Source organism: Kitasatospora sp. NPDC086009 (assembly GCF_044540385.1).
Taxonomy (GTDB): Bacteria; Actinomycetota; Actinomycetes; order Streptomycetales; family Streptomycetaceae; genus Kitasatospora.
In genome coordinates this window covers 112,729-130,357 of sequence record NZ_JBITSA010000018.1, presented here as the reverse complement: position 1 = coordinate 130,357, position 17,629 = coordinate 112,729, and the positions used below count along the sequence as shown (strand labels likewise).

The following is a 17,629-nucleotide window of genomic DNA, read 5'->3' as shown; positions in this document are numbered from 1 at the left end:
CTTGGACCTGTCATGGTGTCGGACCAAGGGATGACGATGAGCCGCAGAAGTGCCGCCCGCCAGGGTGAGGACGCCGACTTCCGGGACTTCGCCCTCGGGCGCTTTGATCAGCTGTACCGCTCGGCCTGCCTGCTGACCGGCGGCGACACCCATCTCGCCGAGGACCTGGTGCAGGAGACCTTGGCACGGATGCATGCGATATGGCGCCGTACGACCTGGCTGCCGGGGATCACCACCAGCAGGCGCATCGACAATCCGGCCGCCTACGCGCACAGCGTCCTGGTCCGCCAGTTCCTCACCCACCGCCGCCGCGGCAGCAGTACCGAGCGGCCGGTCGGCGAACTCCCCGACCTACCCGCCGGCTCCGTGGGCGACAGCGATCTGCGACTCATGCTCCTCAACGCCCTGGCCCGGCTGTCCGACCGGGACCGGGCGGTGCTGGTGCTCCGCTACTGGGAGGACCGCAGCATCGAGGAGGCCGCCGACATCCTCCGCTCCAGCTCAGGATCCGTACGGACGCAGAGCCACCGCGCGCTGCGCAGACTGCGTGCCCAGCTCGGCGACCACCTCGACGATCTCGTCACCCGCTGACGCGCCCTCACCATTCACGGACGGATTGAAAGGCCCATACCCATGGCAGACGAAGACCAGTCGGACCCACGCTTCGAGAGCGGTATCGGCGACGCCTTCTCGGCGCTCGGCCAGAGCTTCCACCCGACGACCGGACCGCGACTCGATGAGGTCACTGCGCGAGGACATTCGCTGCGCCGCCGCCGGATGGCCACTCTCGCGGGCAGCGTCACCGCGCTCGTGGCGATCGGCGTGGGCGGGGTGTTCGCCGTCGGCCACAGCACTCCCGCCCCGTCGGGCGACACCGTCAACACGGCCGCCCTTCCAAGCGTCACCACACCCCCTCCCACGTCACAGAGCACCAGTGCGCAGCCCCCGCAGGCGAACGCCGACCTGCGCCCACCCAGTCCGGAAGCCCAACCCGGAGGCGACGAGATCCTGACCGTCGCCGCCGCTCTGCTGCCCCGCGGGCTCACCGTGGCCGACGCGACTGCGGAGAAGGGCTACGTCAGCTTCAACCTCGATGACGGCCACGGGAAGGCCGAGGTCCAGATCTACGTCGCCAAACAGCCCGCAGGCGCGCCCGACCCCCGCTACGACATCTCCACCACCATGCCCGACGGCAGCAAACTGGTGACCCACCAGCCTCCCCCGAGCACCGGCAGCGACCTGGTCCGCTGGTCGGCGGACATACTGCGCCCTGACGGCACCAGGGTCGTCGTGCAGGCGTTCAACGCCGCGATCCACAAGAGCACAGTCAAGGCCAAGCCCAGCCGCCCCACCCCGCCGCTCACCCTCGACCAGATCACAGCCATCGTGACCGACCCCGTCTGGCAGAAGCACAACGGCAAGTAGTAGCCGACCACGAGGCCCTTCCCCCCCCAGCCCTCGGCTCTGGTCCTGGCCGACGTCCTGCCCGCAGCCTGTGCCTGGTCGCCGCCGGCCCGGTCCTGCTGTTGGCCGTTTTCGAAGCGCCTCATCATTGAGGCTTGAAGGCTGCTGTTCTCGGTCGGGCCTTCGTCTACGAGGGAGGCCCGACCAGCCCTGACCTGCCAACTTCGTTGGTTCACGGGGGTTCGCGGGGGTATCCCGGGAACCCTGTACGTCACCCGTTACGCCCACTCCACGCCGTGCTCGGCGAGCTGCGCGAGCTGACCGGGGCTGAGCTTCGCCCGCCTCGCCTTGGCGTTGTTCAAGAATGAACCCAGCGCCACCTGGTGCACCACGACCTGGTCCTCGCCGCCGGGGCCAGCCTCCACGGTCTCCAACGGTTCACGGTGAAGCCGGGGCACCCGGGGATGACGCTCCCGCTCGACGAACTGGGCGAGCGCGGCGACGCCCTGGGCGAACCTGTCGCCGCGGGACACCTTCGGCTTCGCCTCGGCGGCGGCCTTCGCGGTCACCAACTCCTGGTCCTCCTCGATGCCGATCGCCGTCAGCAGGTCCCGCTGGTCCTCCTCCGGCCTGGAACTGATGACCGCGCTGCGCCCGCCGACCCGGGCGGTGCGTGACGAGGCCACGGACGGGTGGGTGTCGGGGCCGAACCCGGGGGCGCTGGCCGACGTCTACGAGGCGGCGCCGCAGGAGGTGCCGCTCGAGCACCCGGCCGCTCAGGGCTGGACCGGTGGTTTCCTGGACGAGGAGTCGTACCAGTGGATCCGCCCGGTCCAGACGCTCTCCGAGGCGGAGATGGTGCAGCCGTTCGCGGTGGGCATCGACATCAACACCGCCTACCTCGCCGCCGCCGCCCGCCTGAGCGTCGGCCTGTCCGGCCCGGTCCAGGTACGCCAGCCGGCCTTCGACAAGAAGGTGCCGGGCTCCTGGTTCGTGGACCTGCCGCACATCCCGACCGACCCGCGCCTGCCCTCCCCGTTCACCCCGACCGGCCAGCCCCCGACGGGACCCGCCTGGTACACCACCCCGACCGTCGCCTACGCCCTCGAACTCGGCCCCGACGTCCAGCCGATCGAGGCGTACCTGCGCGAGAGCGCCGGCGCCTACCTCGACCCCTGGCACGACCGGCTCCGCGAGGCCTACGTCACCACCATGGCCGAGGCCGGCATCCCCGTCGACAAGGACACCGACGAACGCGCCTTCCTCGCCGCCATGACCGCCCACCGCCTCCTCAAGAGCGCGGGCACCGACCTCGCGGCGCTGCGCACCGCGCTGGCCGCCGAGGGCTTGGGGCACCTGGCGCAGATGAGCGACGACCAGCTGCACGCGGCCGCGTGGCGTCACCACCAGATCGCCATGGTGCTCTCCGCGGTGAAGTCGACGGTGAAGTTCGGGCTCGGCAAGCTGCGCGAGCGCCCGCAGGGCGTCACCTACAAGTCCGGCGAGCCGTGGTCCGCGCTGGAGCGGCCGACCCGGCGCCCGGACATCCGGGCGGCGGTCATCGCCAAGGCCCGGGTGAACATGCACCGCAAGATGGCCAATGTGGCGAAAGCCAACGGCCGTTACCCGCTCGGGGTGAACAACGACTGCGTCGTCTACGCCAGCCCCGGCCCCAGCCCGCTGGACTTCCTGCCGCTCACCGGCGCCGGCCGGGTGCTGCCCGGCACGTTCCGCCTCGGCGCCACCCCCGGCCTGGCGAAGGTCGAGGGCGTCCAGACCATGCTGACCGTCGTCGACTGGCTGGAGCGCGACCAGCCCATCAACCCGGCCCGCCACATCAAGGGCTACGACGCCAACGCCGTCGACGGGAAGTAGGAGCAGACCGTGGAGGAGATCACCGACGCCATCGACCGGGCCGCGCCCGAGCACTTCACCCAGGCCCCGCCGAAGTCCGCACAGGCCCAGATGCAGGCCCTCGTGCGCGCCGCCAAGGGCGACAAGAAAGCCGTCGCCGAGCGCCTGGGCATCGACCCGAACACCGTGCGCCGCTACCTCAAGGGCGAGCGCAAGCACCCCCGCGCCGCACGGCGCGAGGCCCTGCACCGCGAACTGCAGAAGGTGTGGCAGCCCGGCATCCGCCGCCAGGCCCGCAAAAAGGCCGCCAGCACCGGCGGCATCACGGTGGAGGCATGGGCGTACTTCGGCTACACCGCCCCCATCGGCACCACCGACGAGGCCCGGCTGCGGCACCTGACCGTCCACCTCCCCCCGCAGTGGGCCGAGCGCCTCTTCGCCGCCCAGGACGAGGGTGCCAGCGACCAAAAGATGCGCGAGATCATGGCAGAGGGATTCCAGGAAGTGTATTTCAAGGACGGCGGACGCGCCCGGGGACTGGAAGTCGAATTCACCGGAATCCAGGCCATCGACGTCCAGTATTGAGTACCCGATGAGGAAAATAGCGTGAACCATGTGGGCTCGTTCCCGGCATTGGAGCTGCCGGGAACGAGCCCACACCCTTCTGCCCTGCTGGTACCTCGATGCCCGCTCACTCCCCGTCCTGGATGTCGTCCGAGCTGACCTCGTCGCCGTTCGACTCCCCCTCCATCGCGTCCGCGCTGTCTGCGTGCGGCCAGCCGGAAGCGGTTACAGCAATGACCGGTGCGAGTGAGTAGGTAGGCATGGCGGAGGCGATGTCGATCCGAGACATCGCCTCCAGGGCCGGAGCGAAGGATGAGGAAAAAGTCGTACTGCGGCACCAGCGCTGCCGCAGTACGGAGGGCGTCGGCCAGTACCGGCGAGGCCAGAGCTGGTGCTGGGACAGCATGGCGGCGGCAGCCTGCGAAACAGCACCTACGCCCAGGGCGTTGTCCAACCGGACGGGTCAGGTCAGATGGATCAGGTGCAGCAGGGCGCGAGCCAGTCCCGCGACCAACGTGGTGGCCCCCGTTGACGGGAGAACTCCAAGGCCGTTGACACTGCATGTATGCAGTCGTATGCCGAAACGACGACGAGCCCTGCCGAATGGGAATCGGCAGGGCTCGTCGGTCGGTCAGGCTGCTAATGCAGGTGCTGACTTTCCTTCTTTGTCACGGATGTACATGTTGGCGTTCGCCCCGTCAGCCCGAGTAGCGGCGAAAGAATTCCCGCTCCGGCCAGGAGTCGTCAAATGACTCGATGAGGCGTTCGTAGAGGCGATGCCGCCACAGGTCCTTCTCTTGCCTGATGAGATTCTCTGCTTCATAGAGCACCTCATTCCATCGAAGATCATGCATGCAGTACTGCAGAACCTCCAGGCTCCAGGTGTCGATCTCCTGCAGAAGGGCGAAGATCCGCTCGGATATTTCCTGCCTGCAGTTTTCTCGTTCTCTGATCTGGTCGACCAGGTCCTCCAGGAGTGGTTCCACCTGGTCCACCCCGTCAGCGATCCTCTGGACCTTCAATAGAAAGTCGATCTTATCGAAGACTGTGCGGGCCCCGCTATCAGCATTCGGGGAACTTGTACTCAATGTATTTCCCTGTCGCAGGAAGTCCGGCTCTGTTGAAGGCCTCGACGGCTGCAGCCTCGGCATTGGCTCCGTATGGCTTGTAGTGGCCGGACTTGTTGTTAACCTCGGTCATCCTCCCACTCTTGAACCGAACCTCGCCGGCGGCTAGTACATCTCCGCCCTTGGTGAGCGCGATATGGCCGTCACCCTTGCCGATCATCAGGGTTCCGTCGGTCAGAACCACATACTGATAGTTCCCCGTGCGCGACCCGGCCGTGCCGGGAGTGATGATCTTGGTCCAGCCGTCCTTGTCCCTCGGGTCTAGGTTGGGGAAGACCTTCGGGGCTTCCGTGCTGCCGTCGTTGTGGACCAGTACCGGTGTGGATCCGGCGAAGACGTAGTACGTGTGGAGGTTGCTGATAGTGAGGTTGTACGCAGGCTGGAATGATGACCAGTGCCGGGTTGAGATGATCGGGGCGGTTCGCCCATCGGAGGTGCGAAGGAGGTCGCCGACGGCCAGATTGACGGCGTCGCGCCAGGTGTGGCTGCTCTCCGACCAGTAAGAGTGGTGGCTGGTGGATGTGATCGTCTCTGGCGGACCATTCGGCGCCGCGATCGTGAGGCTGGTGAATTCACGGTCATCGGGTGTGTAAATGGTGGCCTCGACCCGTTGCGGTCCGGTAATGCCATTCACCGGATCCGTCGCTGTCACCATCTCACCGGTACGGATCCGCTCGATCGGACGCTGTGTACCGTCAGCCATGAGCACACCGGTCCCGGCAGGGAAGCTGTTGGTGTAGACCTTGCAAACCCTACGGACATCGTCCGCGTACCTGGCCTCAGCCTCGAGGGCCTGGAGCACGGCAGGGTTATGGGAAAGGCTGTTGCGCAGGGAAGCGATCGCCGCTTCTGTTCCTACACCGTCCTTGAGGGAGAGGCGGAACGCGGTAACGACCTCGACGCTGGCGAGAAACGTGCCAACGACTGCGTCGCTGTATCCCTCCAGCGAGGCCTGGAGGGCGAGTTTGGCTTGCTCGAGTTCGACGCCGGTTTCAAGGGCGTAGCGGAAGGCGACGATGCTTTTGGCGCCCTTGGCGAGGGTGCCGTAGGGGATGACGGTGGTGGCGGCCCAGGCGCAGGGGCCGTTGAGGCCGGGGTTGTTCCAGCACTTGACGAAGTCGCCAGTGGCGGCATCCACAGCGAGCCGGCTGGCGGCGCCTTGTGGTGAGTACTTCGTGCGGTAGTCGAACTCTGTGATGTCGACGGTGGTGTCGTACTGGGAGTTGATCGGCTCGCTGCGGAGGAGGAGGGTGTCCCAGACGCTGTACTTGCCGTTGCAGGCGGCGATGGAAAGGTTCGGTTCGGGGCAGGTTTTGAGGAAGTAGTCGCGGGTGCCGGTGATCTTGACCGTGACGTTGATGGAGCAGACGGAGTCGCCTGCGGTGTTGGTGTGCCAGGCCTTGGACTTGGGGAGGGCGATGGGGAAGCCGTTTGACGTCTGCGCGTGGGGGTCGCTGACGACGCACGTGGCCATCGTGTCGCGGACGTTCTCGTATTTCACGTCCGGCCCAGGGATGACCTGGACGTAGGTGACGCGGCCGTTTTCGTCGATGGTGGCAGTTTCGTGCTGCAGTTTGCCGTCGGTCGTGTCGGCTTGCTGCTTGGCCATGATCAGCTGTGCGGCCTCGCGGGCGGCGGTGAAGGCTTCGTCCCGGCTCTTGCCAGCGGCGACTGCCGAGGCTTGAGCTTCGTCGGAGGCGGTTTTGGCGTCGGAGGCGTATGTCCTGGCCTGCCGGGCGTAGCCGGCCGCGGCGCTCGCGGAGACGCCGGCGGTGCGGGCGGATGCCTGGGCTGCCGCCGCGGCGGTGCGGGCCTGCTTGGCGTGGGCGGCCGCCTGGTCGGCGGAGGTTTTGGCCTGTGTGGCGGCGTTGGCGGCCTTGGTCGCCCAGTCGGCTGCCTGTGCGGCGGAGGCCTGGGCCTGGTTGGCGTAGCCGGCGGCTTCGTCGGCGGCGCCGCGGGCGGTGGCGTAGGACTGGGCGGCCTGGGCCGCGTATTCGCGGGCGACGGCGACGTTGCCGTCGATGGCGGCGAGGTAGGAGTTGATGGTGGAGACGTGGGCTGCGGTGAAGGCGTCGCGTTGGCGGGCCAGGGGTAGGCCGGTCTGGAGGAACGGTTCGAGACCGGAGGTGGGGCCCGCCATGGCGGCTTGGGCGGCGGCCTGGACCTCGGGGCCGCCGGTGGTCATGGCCTGGGAGATCAGGACCCGGTTGTCGTGCTCGCGCGCGATGTACTGGCCCTTGGTCAGGAACGCGCGGACGTCGGCGTGGGTGCCGCTCATGGCGGTGTTGGCGGCCTCCTGCACTCCGGGGCCGCCGACTGTCATGATCTGTGAGAGCAGGACCCGGTCGTCGTGTTCCTGGCCGTTGTAGGCGCCGGTGGTCAGGAATTCACGGACCTGCGTGGAGGTGCCGACCGAGGCGGTCTCGGCCGCGAGCTTGTGCTCGAGGTTCGTGGAGCCTTCGGCGATGCCGATGACGCTGCTGCGGTCGTCGTTCTCCCGGGCGGTCGCGAGGTCGGAGCTGAGGAAGGCGAGGACCGCACCGTCCGAGCCCTCGAGCGCCGTCTGTGCCGCTGCCTGTGTCCAGGGGCCGCCGGCGTCCAGCAGGCGGACGGCTGCCTGGCGGCCCTTGGTGACTGCGGTCTTCTGGTTGGTTCCGGCGGCAGTGGCCTCGGAGATGAGCTGTTCGGTGTCGGTGGCGAGCTGGGTGGTCTTCCCGGCCTCCCAGGCCGCCCTTCGGTTCTTCAGGTCCTCGTCGTGGTAGGCCTGCTGGGCGATGGCCACCTCGGCGGCCTGCTGCGCGTCCAGGCGCTCCTGGTCGGAGGCGCGGGCGATGGCCGCGATGTCGTGGGCCTGCTTCGCCGCGCTCTCGGCGGTCACCGCGGCCGCGTCGGCGCTGGTCGCCGCGGCCTGAGCGGTCGCGGCGGCTGACGCGGAGTCGCCGGCGTGCGCGGCCGCCTCTTCCGCTGCCGCTGCCGCCGCGTCGGCATGTGCGGCGGAGGAGTTCGCGGCCTGCTGCGCCGCACGGGCGGCCGTGGCGGCGTCGTCGGCGATCTTGGTGGTGGCCTTTGCCGCGCGGCTGGCTTCCGCGGCGGCGTTCCTGGCTCGGGCGGCCGCGTTCCTGGCCCGGTCTGCGGCGTCTCCGGACACGCCCGAGGCGGTGGCCGCGTCGGCGGAGGCCTGTGCGGCGGCGGCGGCGTTGGTGCCTGCGGACTCGGCGTCCTTTGCCGCTGACTTGGCCTGGGTCGAGGCCCGTTCGGCCCAGCCGATGGCCTCGCCTGCGGTGCGGGCGTCGGCTGCGGCGTTACGGGCGGCGACGGCCGCGGCCCGCGCCTGGTCGGCCATGCGGGCGTCGCCGGCGGCGCCGGCGGCAGCGGCCCGGGCCTGGGTGGCGGCCTTGCCCGCCTTCATGGCGGCTGCAGCCGCGTCGGCGGTGGCGTTCGCCGCCTGCCGCGCGGCCTCGTTCGCCGCCTTGGCCGCGGTCGTCGCGGCCTGGACGGAGTTGGCCGCCCTCACGGCGGCGTCCGCCGCCCGGCCTGCCGCGTCGGACGCCTTCGCGGCGTCGGCCTGGGAAGCCCGGGTCTCCTCCTTCGCGCGCTCCGCCGCCTGCTTGGCCAGCGCGGTCGCCTGGAGCGCCTTTGCGGATGCGTCCTTGGCGACCCGGGCCTGCTCGCCGGCCTGGTCGGCGGCGTTCTTCGTCAGGTCTGCCAGCTGCGCGATCGTCAGGGTTTCCTGGTCGTGGGCCGCGGCGGTCTGGTAGCCGTAGCGCAGGAAGTCCTGGACGTCCTCGGCGCCGCCGCCCATCGCGGCGTTGGCGGCCTGCTGGACCTGGGGGCCGCCCACGTTCATCAGTTGGGAGAGCTTGACGCGGTCGTCGTGCTCCCTGGCGTTGAACTGGCCGACGTTCAGGAACTGGTTGACGTCCTCCAGCGTGCCGGCCATCGCTTTGTTCGCGGCGTCCTGCACCGCTGGGCTGCCGGTCGACATGATCTGTGACAGCAACACCCGCTGGTCGTGCTCGTAGGGGTTCTGGATCCCCTTGTCGAGGAAGGTCTGCAGACCGGAGGCAGGGCCTGCGAGGGCGGCGCTCGCGGCGTCGCGGACGCCTGGGCCGGAGACCGCTATCAGTTCCTCGATGCGTGCCCGCAGGTCGTATTCTGCGGCGACGGCCCTGCCGGTGGTGACGAACGCCGTGACGTCAGCGTCGGAGCCCGCCAGCGCGGTCTCCGCGGCGCGGCGCACGGCCGGTCCGCCGGCCTGCCACGCCGCTATCGCCTTCACCCGGTCGGCGACCGGACCTGTCGCCGCCGGCGGGGCATCGGCCGCCGCGGCCGGAGTCGTCAGCAGCCCTATCAACAGGCTGCCGGCGATCAGGCCGACGGCAGCTCGCCGTCGGCCTGGTCGACTGTTCTCAGTAATCATCATCAAAGATCCGGATCTTCCTTCGTATCGGCCACCGGCTCCCTGGCCAGTGGCTGTGAATCGTTCTGGTCCCGGTGGTCGCGGCGCCCACCGGCCCTGCCGTCGGCAGGGCCGGGCTTGGTGACGTCGTGCACACCGCCGCCACCGTCCGGCGACTGAGTGAGGCGCCCGTCCGCGGATCGGAGATCGGCAGTGCCTGTTCGTCGGTGGGGTGTGGTTCGCCCGTTACTGGACGATGCCGTCTACGGGGGTGGCGAGGCGGGCCATGACGAGGTCGCGGTCCTGACGGGGGACCAGTTCGACGATGTCGGCCTGCTGGCCGGCGCCGGTGGTGAGGTCGGTGCGTCCGATGGTGGCGGTGGTGCGCCACCATCGGACGCCGGCGGCGAGGTTCTGCGGTTGGGCGGGGTCGTCGGCGAAGCAGGACGCCGCGGTGATGATCCAGTTGCGGTCTACCAGCGCGCCGGTGCAGGACCGGAAAGTGTCACCGATCGCGATCTTGGCAGTGAAGGCGTAGGAGCCGTCGGCTGCCGGGTCCGCCGCGACGGCGCCGGCCGGCGTGCTCACGCCGACGGTAAGGGCGCCGACGGCGATGGCCGCGGTGAGCAGACCGCACGCCAGGTGCGGGCTGAGGTGGTGCGAGACATGATGCGGTTCCCTGAAGCCGGATGCGGATGCTGGTTTGCGGGGGCCCAGACCCGTGTTGGTCTGGGCCCCCGGAAACCGCGAGGAATGTGGGTCAGGTCAGCCGGTGGTGGCGGCGGTGAGGGCCTTGACACCGACGGCGCCGCCGGGGACCTCGCTCCACTCGGTCCAGCGGCCGGCGTTGTAGTCCGCGTCGCGCTGGTAGACCTTGTAGTCCTCGTTAATGGCGATGACATGGACGACGTTGTTCTCGGCGCTGCTGGTGATGGCCCTCAGCTTGTTGTCGCTGACCTTGCTCCAGGCGGGGTCCCAGTGGCCGGCGTCGAAGTTCCCGTTGGTGGTGTACAGGGAACCCTCGGAACCGATGATCTGCAGATCGACGATGTTGCCGCGGGCACTGGCGGTGATGTCCTCGACGCCGACGGCGTTGCCGGGGACCTCACCCCACGCGGTCCAGCTGCCGTCGAGGTTGTTGTCGCGGGTATAGACCCGGCGGTCCTCGTTGACGGCGAAGACGTGGACGGCACCGTTGGCGGTGGTGGCGCTGGTGACGGCCTTCAGGTTGTTGGTGTCGACACGATCCCACGAGGGCCTCCAGTAGCCGGCGGCGTAGTCGACGCCGGTGCTGTAGAGGGAGCCGTCGGAGCCGATGATCTGCAGGCTGACCATGGTGCCGCGGGCGGTGGCGGTGATGCCGCTGACTCCCGCCGCGCCGCCGGGGACCTCACCCCACGGCGTCCAGGTGCCGCCGACCTTTCCGTCACGGGTGTACACATGGCCGTCGGAGCCCACGACGAAGATGTGGAGGGTGTCGCCGATGGCGACGGTGTCGACAGCGGCCAGCGTACCGCTGGTGACCGGAGACCAACTTCCGCCCGGCCTGGGGCCCACGACCGTGTCCCATAGCGTGTCGTTGGCCCCGATGACCTGCACGTGGGTACCTGCCTGAACGTCCGCCGAGCGGAACCGCAGGTCCGCTACCCACGCGCTGAGGTCGTCGGTGCGGGTGCTGGAGGCGCCGGTGCGGGTTTCGGTGGCGAGGGTGCCGAGGCAGCCGCCCTGCCAGGAGCGAGCGGCGATGGCGGCGATTTGGGTGATGCCGTTGGCGTTGCGGAGCAGGGGAGCGCCGGTGTCGCCCTGGCAGATGGCGGAGGACCCGGCGGCGGGTGTGGTGTCGACGCCGGTGGCGGTGACCGCGCCGACGGTGTGAGTGACGGTATGAGAGGCGGACGGCCGCCACTGGGTGGCGGTGCGGCCGAAGCCGGGCACGCGCAGGTCTTCCCCCGCCACGGGGGGTGTGGTGGCGAGCTTCGCCGGGGTGATGTCGTCGACCGGGGCGGCCAGGCGGGCCATGACGAGGTCGCGGTCGGTGCGGGGGACGAGCTCCGCGATGTCGACCGTCTTGCCGCCGATCGACACGGCGCCCTTGGTCGCGGGCGCGCCGGCGCCAAGAGAGGCCGGGGTGTCGGTGAAGCAACTGGCCGAGGTGAGGGCCCAGTAGCGGTCGACCAGGGTGGCGGTACATGCCCGCCCTCCGATATGGCCGGGCTGACCGATGACAACCCTTCCGAGGGCCGGGGTGTCGGTGGTGTCGGCCGGTACGGCTGGTCCGCCGGTGGCGGTCAGTTCGAGCAGGGTGGTTCCCTCGGAGGAGGTGCCCTCGCCGACTGGGGCGTAGAAGTTGTTGCGGAGCTCCATGCTGCTGACCGAGCCGCCGGTGTTCAGGGTGGCCTTGACCGCGTGGTCGTCGCCCTTGATGTTGTAGACCTTCGGGAGTTCCAGCGCCAGGTAGCCGCCAAGCCCCGTGACGCGGAAGCAGACCTTGACGGGACCGAGGTCCAGGGTGCGGCTGAACACCTCAACCAGGTTCTCCGTCGAGGCGCAGTCGGCCAGCTGGATGTTCCCGTCCCCCGACTTCAGCGTGACGTGCTGCTGCGCGAGGATCTGCGCGGCTCCTGGATAGGAGAAGCTCTCCGCTGTCGGCGGCGCCGTAGCCTCAGCGGCCGAGGCTGGCATCGAACCGGCCATCAAGGGTATCGCCAGAACGGCGGAAAGCGGCCATGCCGTTCTATGGACCATACGCACAAGAACTCCCAGAAAATGGCATGCCTGGGAGGCCTGGGTGCCCCCCACCGCATGTGAATCGCCGGGCTGACGCTATCCGGTTTGGATCACAAGCGTCAAAGCTCTTCCGATCCGTGGAATCAAGGCCTCTGGCGGCGAGTGTGCCAGTTTCGGCAGGTCGGACCGGCCGCTGTCCTCAAAGGCACGCATCGGGCATTTCAGTGAATATCGGCTCGGTATGCCCCCTTGAAATCTCTTGCGCACAGCGACGGAACTCCCGGCTCGCGGACAGGTAGGAGATAAGCGCATCGGACGTGTCGGGGATTCCTTGGAATAGGTTATTTCTCCTGCGGCTGACCGTCGGCTCCGCCAGGATGAGGCCAGGCGCCGAAACGCGGATGATGAAACCAGCACCGATGGTTCGCCAGTCGCGGGCCTCCGTCCGTTCCAACCCGTGGCGTTCGCAGGACCGGGGCAAGCGGACGGGCCCCGCATGACGACGCATCAGCTCTGGCGGAGACAGCACGAAGCCCCTTTTCCGAGATCGGTGGCACTCCCTGAAGTGAGGGCAACTCGGCTTGGATGTCCCGCCACGTTGCGAGTTCGTGATCTTTCTGGCTGGAAACATCGGTGATAATGCCGCAGACGCGCCGGAGTGGGTCTGTACGGTGACCGGTGTATCTCCCGATCAAGGAAGAGCACCTGATGAGCGACGTGATCGTCTCGGTCGAGGCTGTTGAAGAGGTCCGGTCGAGTGAGTCGTCGGCGGACGTGCTGGATGAGCAGTTGATCGGGCAACTGGTCGACCGGGCCCGCGCGAGGGGGCTCCAGCTGACCGGTGAGGGCGGGCTGCTGCAGCAGCTGACGAAGCGTGTGCTGGAGTCAGCCTCGGAAGGCGAGATCACCGACCACCTCGGCTACGAGAAGCACGACAAGGACCGGGGCCGGCAGCGGCAACAGCCGCAACGGTGTCCGGGCCAAGACAGTGCTGACCGACGTCGGGGGGCGCCACGGCAGCGCCGCGGCGGTGCGCGCGGGAGCACCTGCCACTTCGACGTGCGACCGCCGGTGTCGATGACGACGCCGAAGGAGTGGCGGGTGTGGCCGGCGTCGGTGAAGGTCTTCGCGGCTGCGCCGGGCAGTGCGGCCGCGGCGTCGAGGAGCAGCTGCTGGACGCGGGCAGGGCGCATGGGAGTGTCCTTCGGTGGGGGTGGCGTCACGCTACCGATCGCGGCCGTCGGCGGGTGCCGGCCGGGCGTGTAGCTGACGTTTGATCACTCCGGCAGCTTATCGAACATAGTTCTATGACCTCCGCTGTGCCGTTCTCCGGCCCCCTCCGCTCCCCGGAGTGGCCGGGCGACGCCGAGCGGGCACCGCATGAGCTGATGACGCTGCCCGGCTTCTACCGGGACGAGCGGCGCTGGCGCCTGGTGGAGATTCGTCTCGGCGGGCGGTGGCGGCCGGGCATGCTCACGGTGTGGCACCGCCCGCCGGGCAGCGCGGTGTGGGTCGTCCACGTCACCTGGGGCCCGGAAGGCGCAGGCCCCGGCGAGGAGGCCTGGGGCTGGTTCCTCTTCGACAAGGACCGGATCCGCCCGCTGCCCGAACCCGCCGACCCGGCCCCGACCACCGCCCCCTATCGCGACACCTGGCGCGATGTGGTGTGCGTTCCGGCCGAGCTCGCCGGCCCGGCCGGCACCGATCCGGCCGAGCGGTGCTGGCGCCTGGCGTGGCTCCGCGCGGACGACGCGTGGCGCTCCGTGCTGGTCACCGCCCGCCGCCGCCCCGCCCCCCAGATGCCCTGGATCGCCCACGCCCGCTGGGGCGAGGACAAACAGGCCGCCTGGGTCATCGCCGACGGCACCGCCCTGCGCCCCCTCACCCAGGACGTCCCCGTTGTCCAGGTCGACGTCGACGCCGACGCTGAGGACGTCCCCGGCGTCCAGGCCGACGCCGACGTTCTTCCCGAGCCCGCCGCAGCGGCGGTCCCGTCCGCGCCGGTCGCCCCGGCCGCCCCGGGGGAGTGCGCGTGAGCCTGGCCGCCGCCCCGCTTCCCGAACTGGCCGCGGACCGGCGTGAACGGCTCGCCGACCTCCTCGCCGCCACCTCCCCGGCCACCCGCGCCCGCCAGGCCCAGGCCACCGTCCTGCCCGTCCTCGAACCACTGCGCCGCTTGCTGCCGCACGGCGGCCTGGCCAAGGGCACCATCACCGAGGCCACCGACACGAGCCTGCTCCTGGCCCTCGCCGCCGGCCCCGCCACCACCGACCCCTACGCCTGGACCGCCGCCGTCGGCCTGCCCGACCTCGGCCTCGCCGCGGCTGCCGGCTACGGCCTCGACCTGAAGCGCCTCCTGGTCGCCGACTTCCCCGGCGACCATTACGCCGAGGTCGTCACCGCGCTCGCCGCCGCCTGCCCCGTCGTCCTCGCCGCGCGGCCCCACCGCCCTGGCGCCCCGCGCCCTCGAACGGCTCGCCGCCCAGCTGCGCCGGAGCGGCACCGTCCTGATCACCCCCCCCGGGCCCTGGCCCGGCGCCCAGCTGCGGCTGGAGGTGAGCGCGGGTCAGTGGTCGGGGCTAGGGGAGGGGCACGGGCAGCTGACTGGCCGCCGGGTGCGGGTGACGGTGTCGGGCCGGGGTTCGGCGGCGCGGCCTCGCGCGGCGCAGTTGTGGCTGCCGGACGCGACCGGCAGGGTCGCCGTGGTGGAGCGGCGTGGGGCCGTCGGGAGGCTGCCAGTGGACACGGCGGTTGCCGCATGGGCGTAGCGGTGGTGGAGGGGGCGCCGGCGGCCGTTGTCGGGCGGTATGGCGGGTCGGCGGCCGCGGCTCAGGAGTTGTCGCCGGGGCCGTCCTGCCGGTAGTCAAACTGGTGCGCCCGCGAAGCAGTCCGGGGTGGCGCGAAAGTGTGATGCCAGTCACGTTCGATTGCGGAGAATAGTGCGCCTGGCGGTTTCCGTGACGTCCGCAGTGGACGTCTGAGTTGCCGAAACGTCTCGTCGGAGGCCGATGCGAGGGCTCGACTCGGCACGGTGCGTTCGTGGTCATGAACAAGTCGTGAAATTGGTTCGATTGGCGTGCGTGAACGGCGGGGGGCGGCTGATTGGCTACCACTAGGCCACTACGTGGCTCATGCACGAGCAGAACCATCCTGTTTCCCGACAAAGAGGTTCTTTGTGAACAGCACCGCTCCCCGTCCCGCGCTCAGCCGCCGCAGAAAGGGCGACGATCCTCCACGCCACCGCCGGCGCGCTGGCCGCCGACTCGCGGGCCGTCACCGGGGGGCCTGAATGGATGACGAGCCGTTCGGGTCCCCGATAGGCCCGGACTTCCCCGACCCGGACACGGGAACCTTCGGAGCGGCCGTGGAGCTCCCCGTGGATCTTCCCCTCGACTTCGAGGCCTACGCGCTCCTGCATCGGGAGAGTTATCTGCACTATGCGGAGGAGATGCTCGGGAACCAGGGCGCCGCCCGCTTGATCGTGCGACAGGTGCTGGTCCGGATCGCCCTCGACTGGAAGCAGATCCTGCGCGCGCCCAACGTCGAGGACATCACGTGGGGCATGCTCACCACCGCGGTGGTGTACGAGGTCCGACGCCTGCACGGGGAGGAACAGCTGGCCGTCCGTGCCGACACCGCGCGCTCTCTCCTGGCCCAGATGCGCGAGAGTCTCACCGAGGGCGATGCCGAGGACACCGACGTCGGGCTCATCCCCGCCTTGTGGCTGCTGACCCCCCCCGGCAGTTCGACGTCGTCATCCTGAAGTCCTCGCGCCGCTCAACGCTCTTCATCGCGTGGCTCCTGAACACCCATCCCAGCACGGTCGACCGCAACCACAAGCAGGCCCTCGACAAGCTGGAAGAAGTTCTCAGGCCGCGCCGGATCCTTCTCCACGACACCCCGACTCACCGCAGAGGAGCACGCCGGTGACCATCGATCCCCATGCCAGCCGCGGCAGCGCCGGCTCCCGACAGGCACGACCGAGCCGTCGAGCGGCTGCTCGGTCAGACCGCCGAAGCCGCGGCCATCGCCAGCCGCGATAGGAGCCGCTCGCACGCCGGTGAGGGGCAGGGCCTTTCCCGCGAGGAGGCCCTGCGCCTGTTCCTCGCCGAGACCGAAGGGCCCGGCCGCGACCGCGCGGCAGGCCCTGATGGCGGCGAGGACTTGGCGATCGCCATGCGTGAGATCGCGGGCGATGTGGCCGGCTACCACGCCGACACCTACGTTCCACCCGCCTGGTGGGCGGACCACAACCGTGCCCGGCTGGGCCTGGACTCCCTTGCCCGCGCCACCGTGACACGCCCCAAGGCCGTCGCCCTCCTCGCCCGCTACGCGGACGAGGACTGGAAGCACCGCGCCGGCCGGCCGCCCGGCGACATCGACACGCGTGACGTCGACGACGAGATCGACGGTGCCCGGGTGGTCGGCTGCATCCTGCACCTGGCAGGCCATCCCATCAGCGCCGTCTTCTGGTGGCGTCTCGCCGCCGTCGGCGACCACGTCTCCGCGTTCGCCCTCTACCTCCACCACCCCCACCGCGGAGAGCTGGACGAGTCGGAATGGTGGTTCAACCAGGCGTGCGTCGCGGCTGGGGAAGTCGGCGGCTCTCCCATGCCTCCAGGCCTGCCGAACCTGCCGGGCTACCTCACCAAGGTGGTGCCCGCGGTCCTCCCGCCCTGGCACAGTCGGGAGTCGGTGCGGCCCACGGGCGAACTGGCGGCGGAAGTCAACCGCCTGGTCGTCCACAGCGAGCCCGGCGACCTCCTGGTCATCGACGGAGTGGCAAGCCGGCCCGGCCCCCGCCTGGCCACGCAGCTGGAGGAACTCGCAGGCCGCCGGTGAGAACCGCGGCTCTGTGCCGTGTGCCCGCAGGCGCGACGCCAGAGCCCGAGGCCCCCGGAGCCGACGTCGTCGGCCGGCCGCCCCCGGTCGGGCGACAGGAGCGGTCTGGGCCTGGGGTCCCGCCGGGTACGCGCAACACCTGCCCGGCTTCGAATTCGGTAGCTGCACGGACGACTGCCGCAGATCCTGGGAACCCAGGAACGGCCGGAGTCGGGCCGAAGCCTCGGCGGCGGGTCAGAGCGGGGCACCGCCTGACCGAGCCAGCTGTTCCCGGCCAGCGCGCGGGCAGGCGCTGTGCCCGACGGCGGAGTGGCACCACGCCGTCTCCTGAACTCCGCCACCAGGCCGTGCTCCCGGTCTGCTCCACCGCGCGGGGCGGCTCGACGCCGTCCCGCCCCGCCGCGCCCTGCTCCTCGGTGCGCGGCCTCGTCTCGTGCATGTCCGTCTCCTTCTGCGTCGGGTGCCGTGAACACGAGCTGCGGGAAGGCGGGCCGAGAGGGCAGCGGAGCGCCGCGGGCCCCCCTTCAGGCGGTCCGTGGTGCCGGACGGTAGCCACGTTCAGGGCAGGTCAGGGCTGTCCTTCCCTCGTGCTCGTGGGGTGCGCGTGCTGGTATGTCGGGATGGTGCGGTGGGCGGGAAGAGGCCGGAGAAGTTGCAGGAGAATCCGGAATTGCCAGAAGAAAAAGGCTGAAACAGACATTACGTCATTTCT

General features: G+C 69.9%; 13 protein-coding genes and 2 pseudogenes. 9 read left to right on the top strand and 6 right to left on the bottom strand.

Going from position 1 to position 17,629, the window contains the following annotated elements; all coding sequences use genetic code 11:
* Positions 1-36 precede the first annotated feature (36 nt).
* Together ACIF6L_RS31955 and ACIF6L_RS31950 are read left to right on the top strand one after the other, a co-directional pair.
* Positions 37-591 (top strand): SigE family RNA polymerase sigma factor, encoded by a 555-nt coding sequence (locus ACIF6L_RS31955; RefSeq protein ID WP_396490960.1) that lies wholly within the window; start codon positions 37-39, stop codon positions 589-591.
* A 42-nt stretch (positions 592-633) separates the two neighbouring features.
* On the top strand, positions 634-1,425 hold the full coding sequence (locus ACIF6L_RS31950) for a hypothetical protein (protein ID WP_396490959.1): 792 nt from the start codon (positions 634-636) through the stop codon (positions 1,423-1,425).
* Positions 1,426-1,682: 257 nt separating this feature from the next.
* Here ACIF6L_RS31950 and ACIF6L_RS31945 read toward each other — a convergent pair whose 3' ends face one another.
* A complete protein-coding gene (locus ACIF6L_RS31945) occupies positions 1,683-2,090 on the bottom strand; it encodes a hypothetical protein (RefSeq protein ID WP_396490958.1) in 408 nt (135 codons plus the stop codon).
* Positions 2,091-2,328: 238 nt separating this feature from the next.
* On the opposite strand from ACIF6L_RS31945, the pseudogene ACIF6L_RS31940 reads away from it, so the two are divergent.
* A pseudogene (locus tag ACIF6L_RS31940) lies at positions 2,329-3,279 on the top strand (hypothetical protein); the annotation flags it as partial.
* 9 nt (positions 3,280-3,288) lie between these two features.
* Positions 3,289-3,843 carry a telomere-protecting terminal protein Tpg gene (tpg, locus tag ACIF6L_RS31935; protein ID WP_396490957.1) on the top strand — a complete coding sequence of 185 codons (555 nt, stop codon included), beginning with the start codon at positions 3,289-3,291 and terminating at the stop codon, positions 3,841-3,843.
* 106 nt (positions 3,844-3,949) lie between these two features.
* On the opposite strand, the gene ACIF6L_RS31930 is transcribed toward tpg, so the two are convergent.
* From ACIF6L_RS31930 to ACIF6L_RS31910, 5 genes are all read right to left on the bottom strand, one after another.
* Positions 3,950-4,084: a hypothetical protein gene (locus ACIF6L_RS31930; RefSeq protein ID WP_396490956.1), complete on the bottom strand. Its 135-nt coding sequence runs from the start codon at positions 4,082-4,084 to the stop codon at positions 3,950-3,952.
* A 436-nt stretch (positions 4,085-4,520) separates the two neighbouring features.
* On the bottom strand, positions 4,521-4,817 hold the full coding sequence (locus tag ACIF6L_RS31925; RefSeq protein ID WP_396490955.1) for a hypothetical protein: 297 nt from the start codon (positions 4,815-4,817) through the stop codon (positions 4,521-4,523).
* A 67-nt stretch (positions 4,818-4,884) separates the two neighbouring features.
* Positions 4,885-9,372 carry a polymorphic toxin-type HINT domain-containing protein gene (locus ACIF6L_RS31920; RefSeq protein ID WP_396490977.1) on the bottom strand — a complete coding sequence of 1,496 codons (4,488 nt, stop codon included), beginning with the start codon at positions 9,370-9,372 and terminating at the stop codon, positions 4,885-4,887.
* 222 nt (positions 9,373-9,594) lie between these two features.
* A complete protein-coding gene (locus ACIF6L_RS31915) occupies positions 9,595-9,936 on the bottom strand; it encodes a trypsin-like serine protease (RefSeq protein ID WP_396490954.1) in 342 nt (113 codons plus the stop codon).
* A 177-nt stretch (positions 9,937-10,113) separates the two neighbouring features.
* On the bottom strand, positions 10,114-12,030 hold the full coding sequence (locus tag ACIF6L_RS31910) for a trypsin-like serine protease (RefSeq protein WP_396490953.1): 1,917 nt from the start codon (positions 12,028-12,030) through the stop codon (positions 10,114-10,116).
* 753 nt (positions 12,031-12,783) lie between these two features.
* On the opposite strand from ACIF6L_RS31910, the pseudogene ACIF6L_RS31905 reads away from it, so the two are divergent.
* From ACIF6L_RS31905 to ACIF6L_RS31885, 5 genes and pseudogenes are all read left to right on the top strand, one after another.
* A pseudogene (locus ACIF6L_RS31905) lies at positions 12,784-13,081 on the top strand (transposase); the annotation flags it as partial.
* Positions 13,082-13,382: 301 nt separating this feature from the next.
* Complete coding sequence (locus ACIF6L_RS31900; protein WP_396490952.1) at positions 13,383-14,111, top strand: hypothetical protein; 729 nt, start codon at positions 13,383-13,385, stop codon at positions 14,109-14,111.
* Positions 14,108-14,938, top strand: coding sequence for a hypothetical protein (locus tag ACIF6L_RS31895; RefSeq protein ID WP_396490951.1), 831 nt, complete (start codon positions 14,108-14,110; stop codon positions 14,936-14,938). The genes ACIF6L_RS31900 and ACIF6L_RS31895 overlap by 4 nt, the downstream gene beginning before the upstream one ends.
* 513 nt (positions 14,939-15,451) lie before the next feature.
* A complete protein-coding gene (locus ACIF6L_RS31890; RefSeq protein WP_396490950.1) occupies positions 15,452-15,838 on the top strand; it encodes a hypothetical protein in 387 nt (128 codons plus the stop codon).
* A gap of 179 nt (positions 15,839-16,017) precedes the next feature.
* Entirely contained in the window at positions 16,018-16,917 is a 900-nt protein-coding gene (locus ACIF6L_RS31885; protein WP_396490949.1) for a hypothetical protein, read from the top strand.
* Positions 16,918-17,629 lie beyond the last annotated feature (712 nt).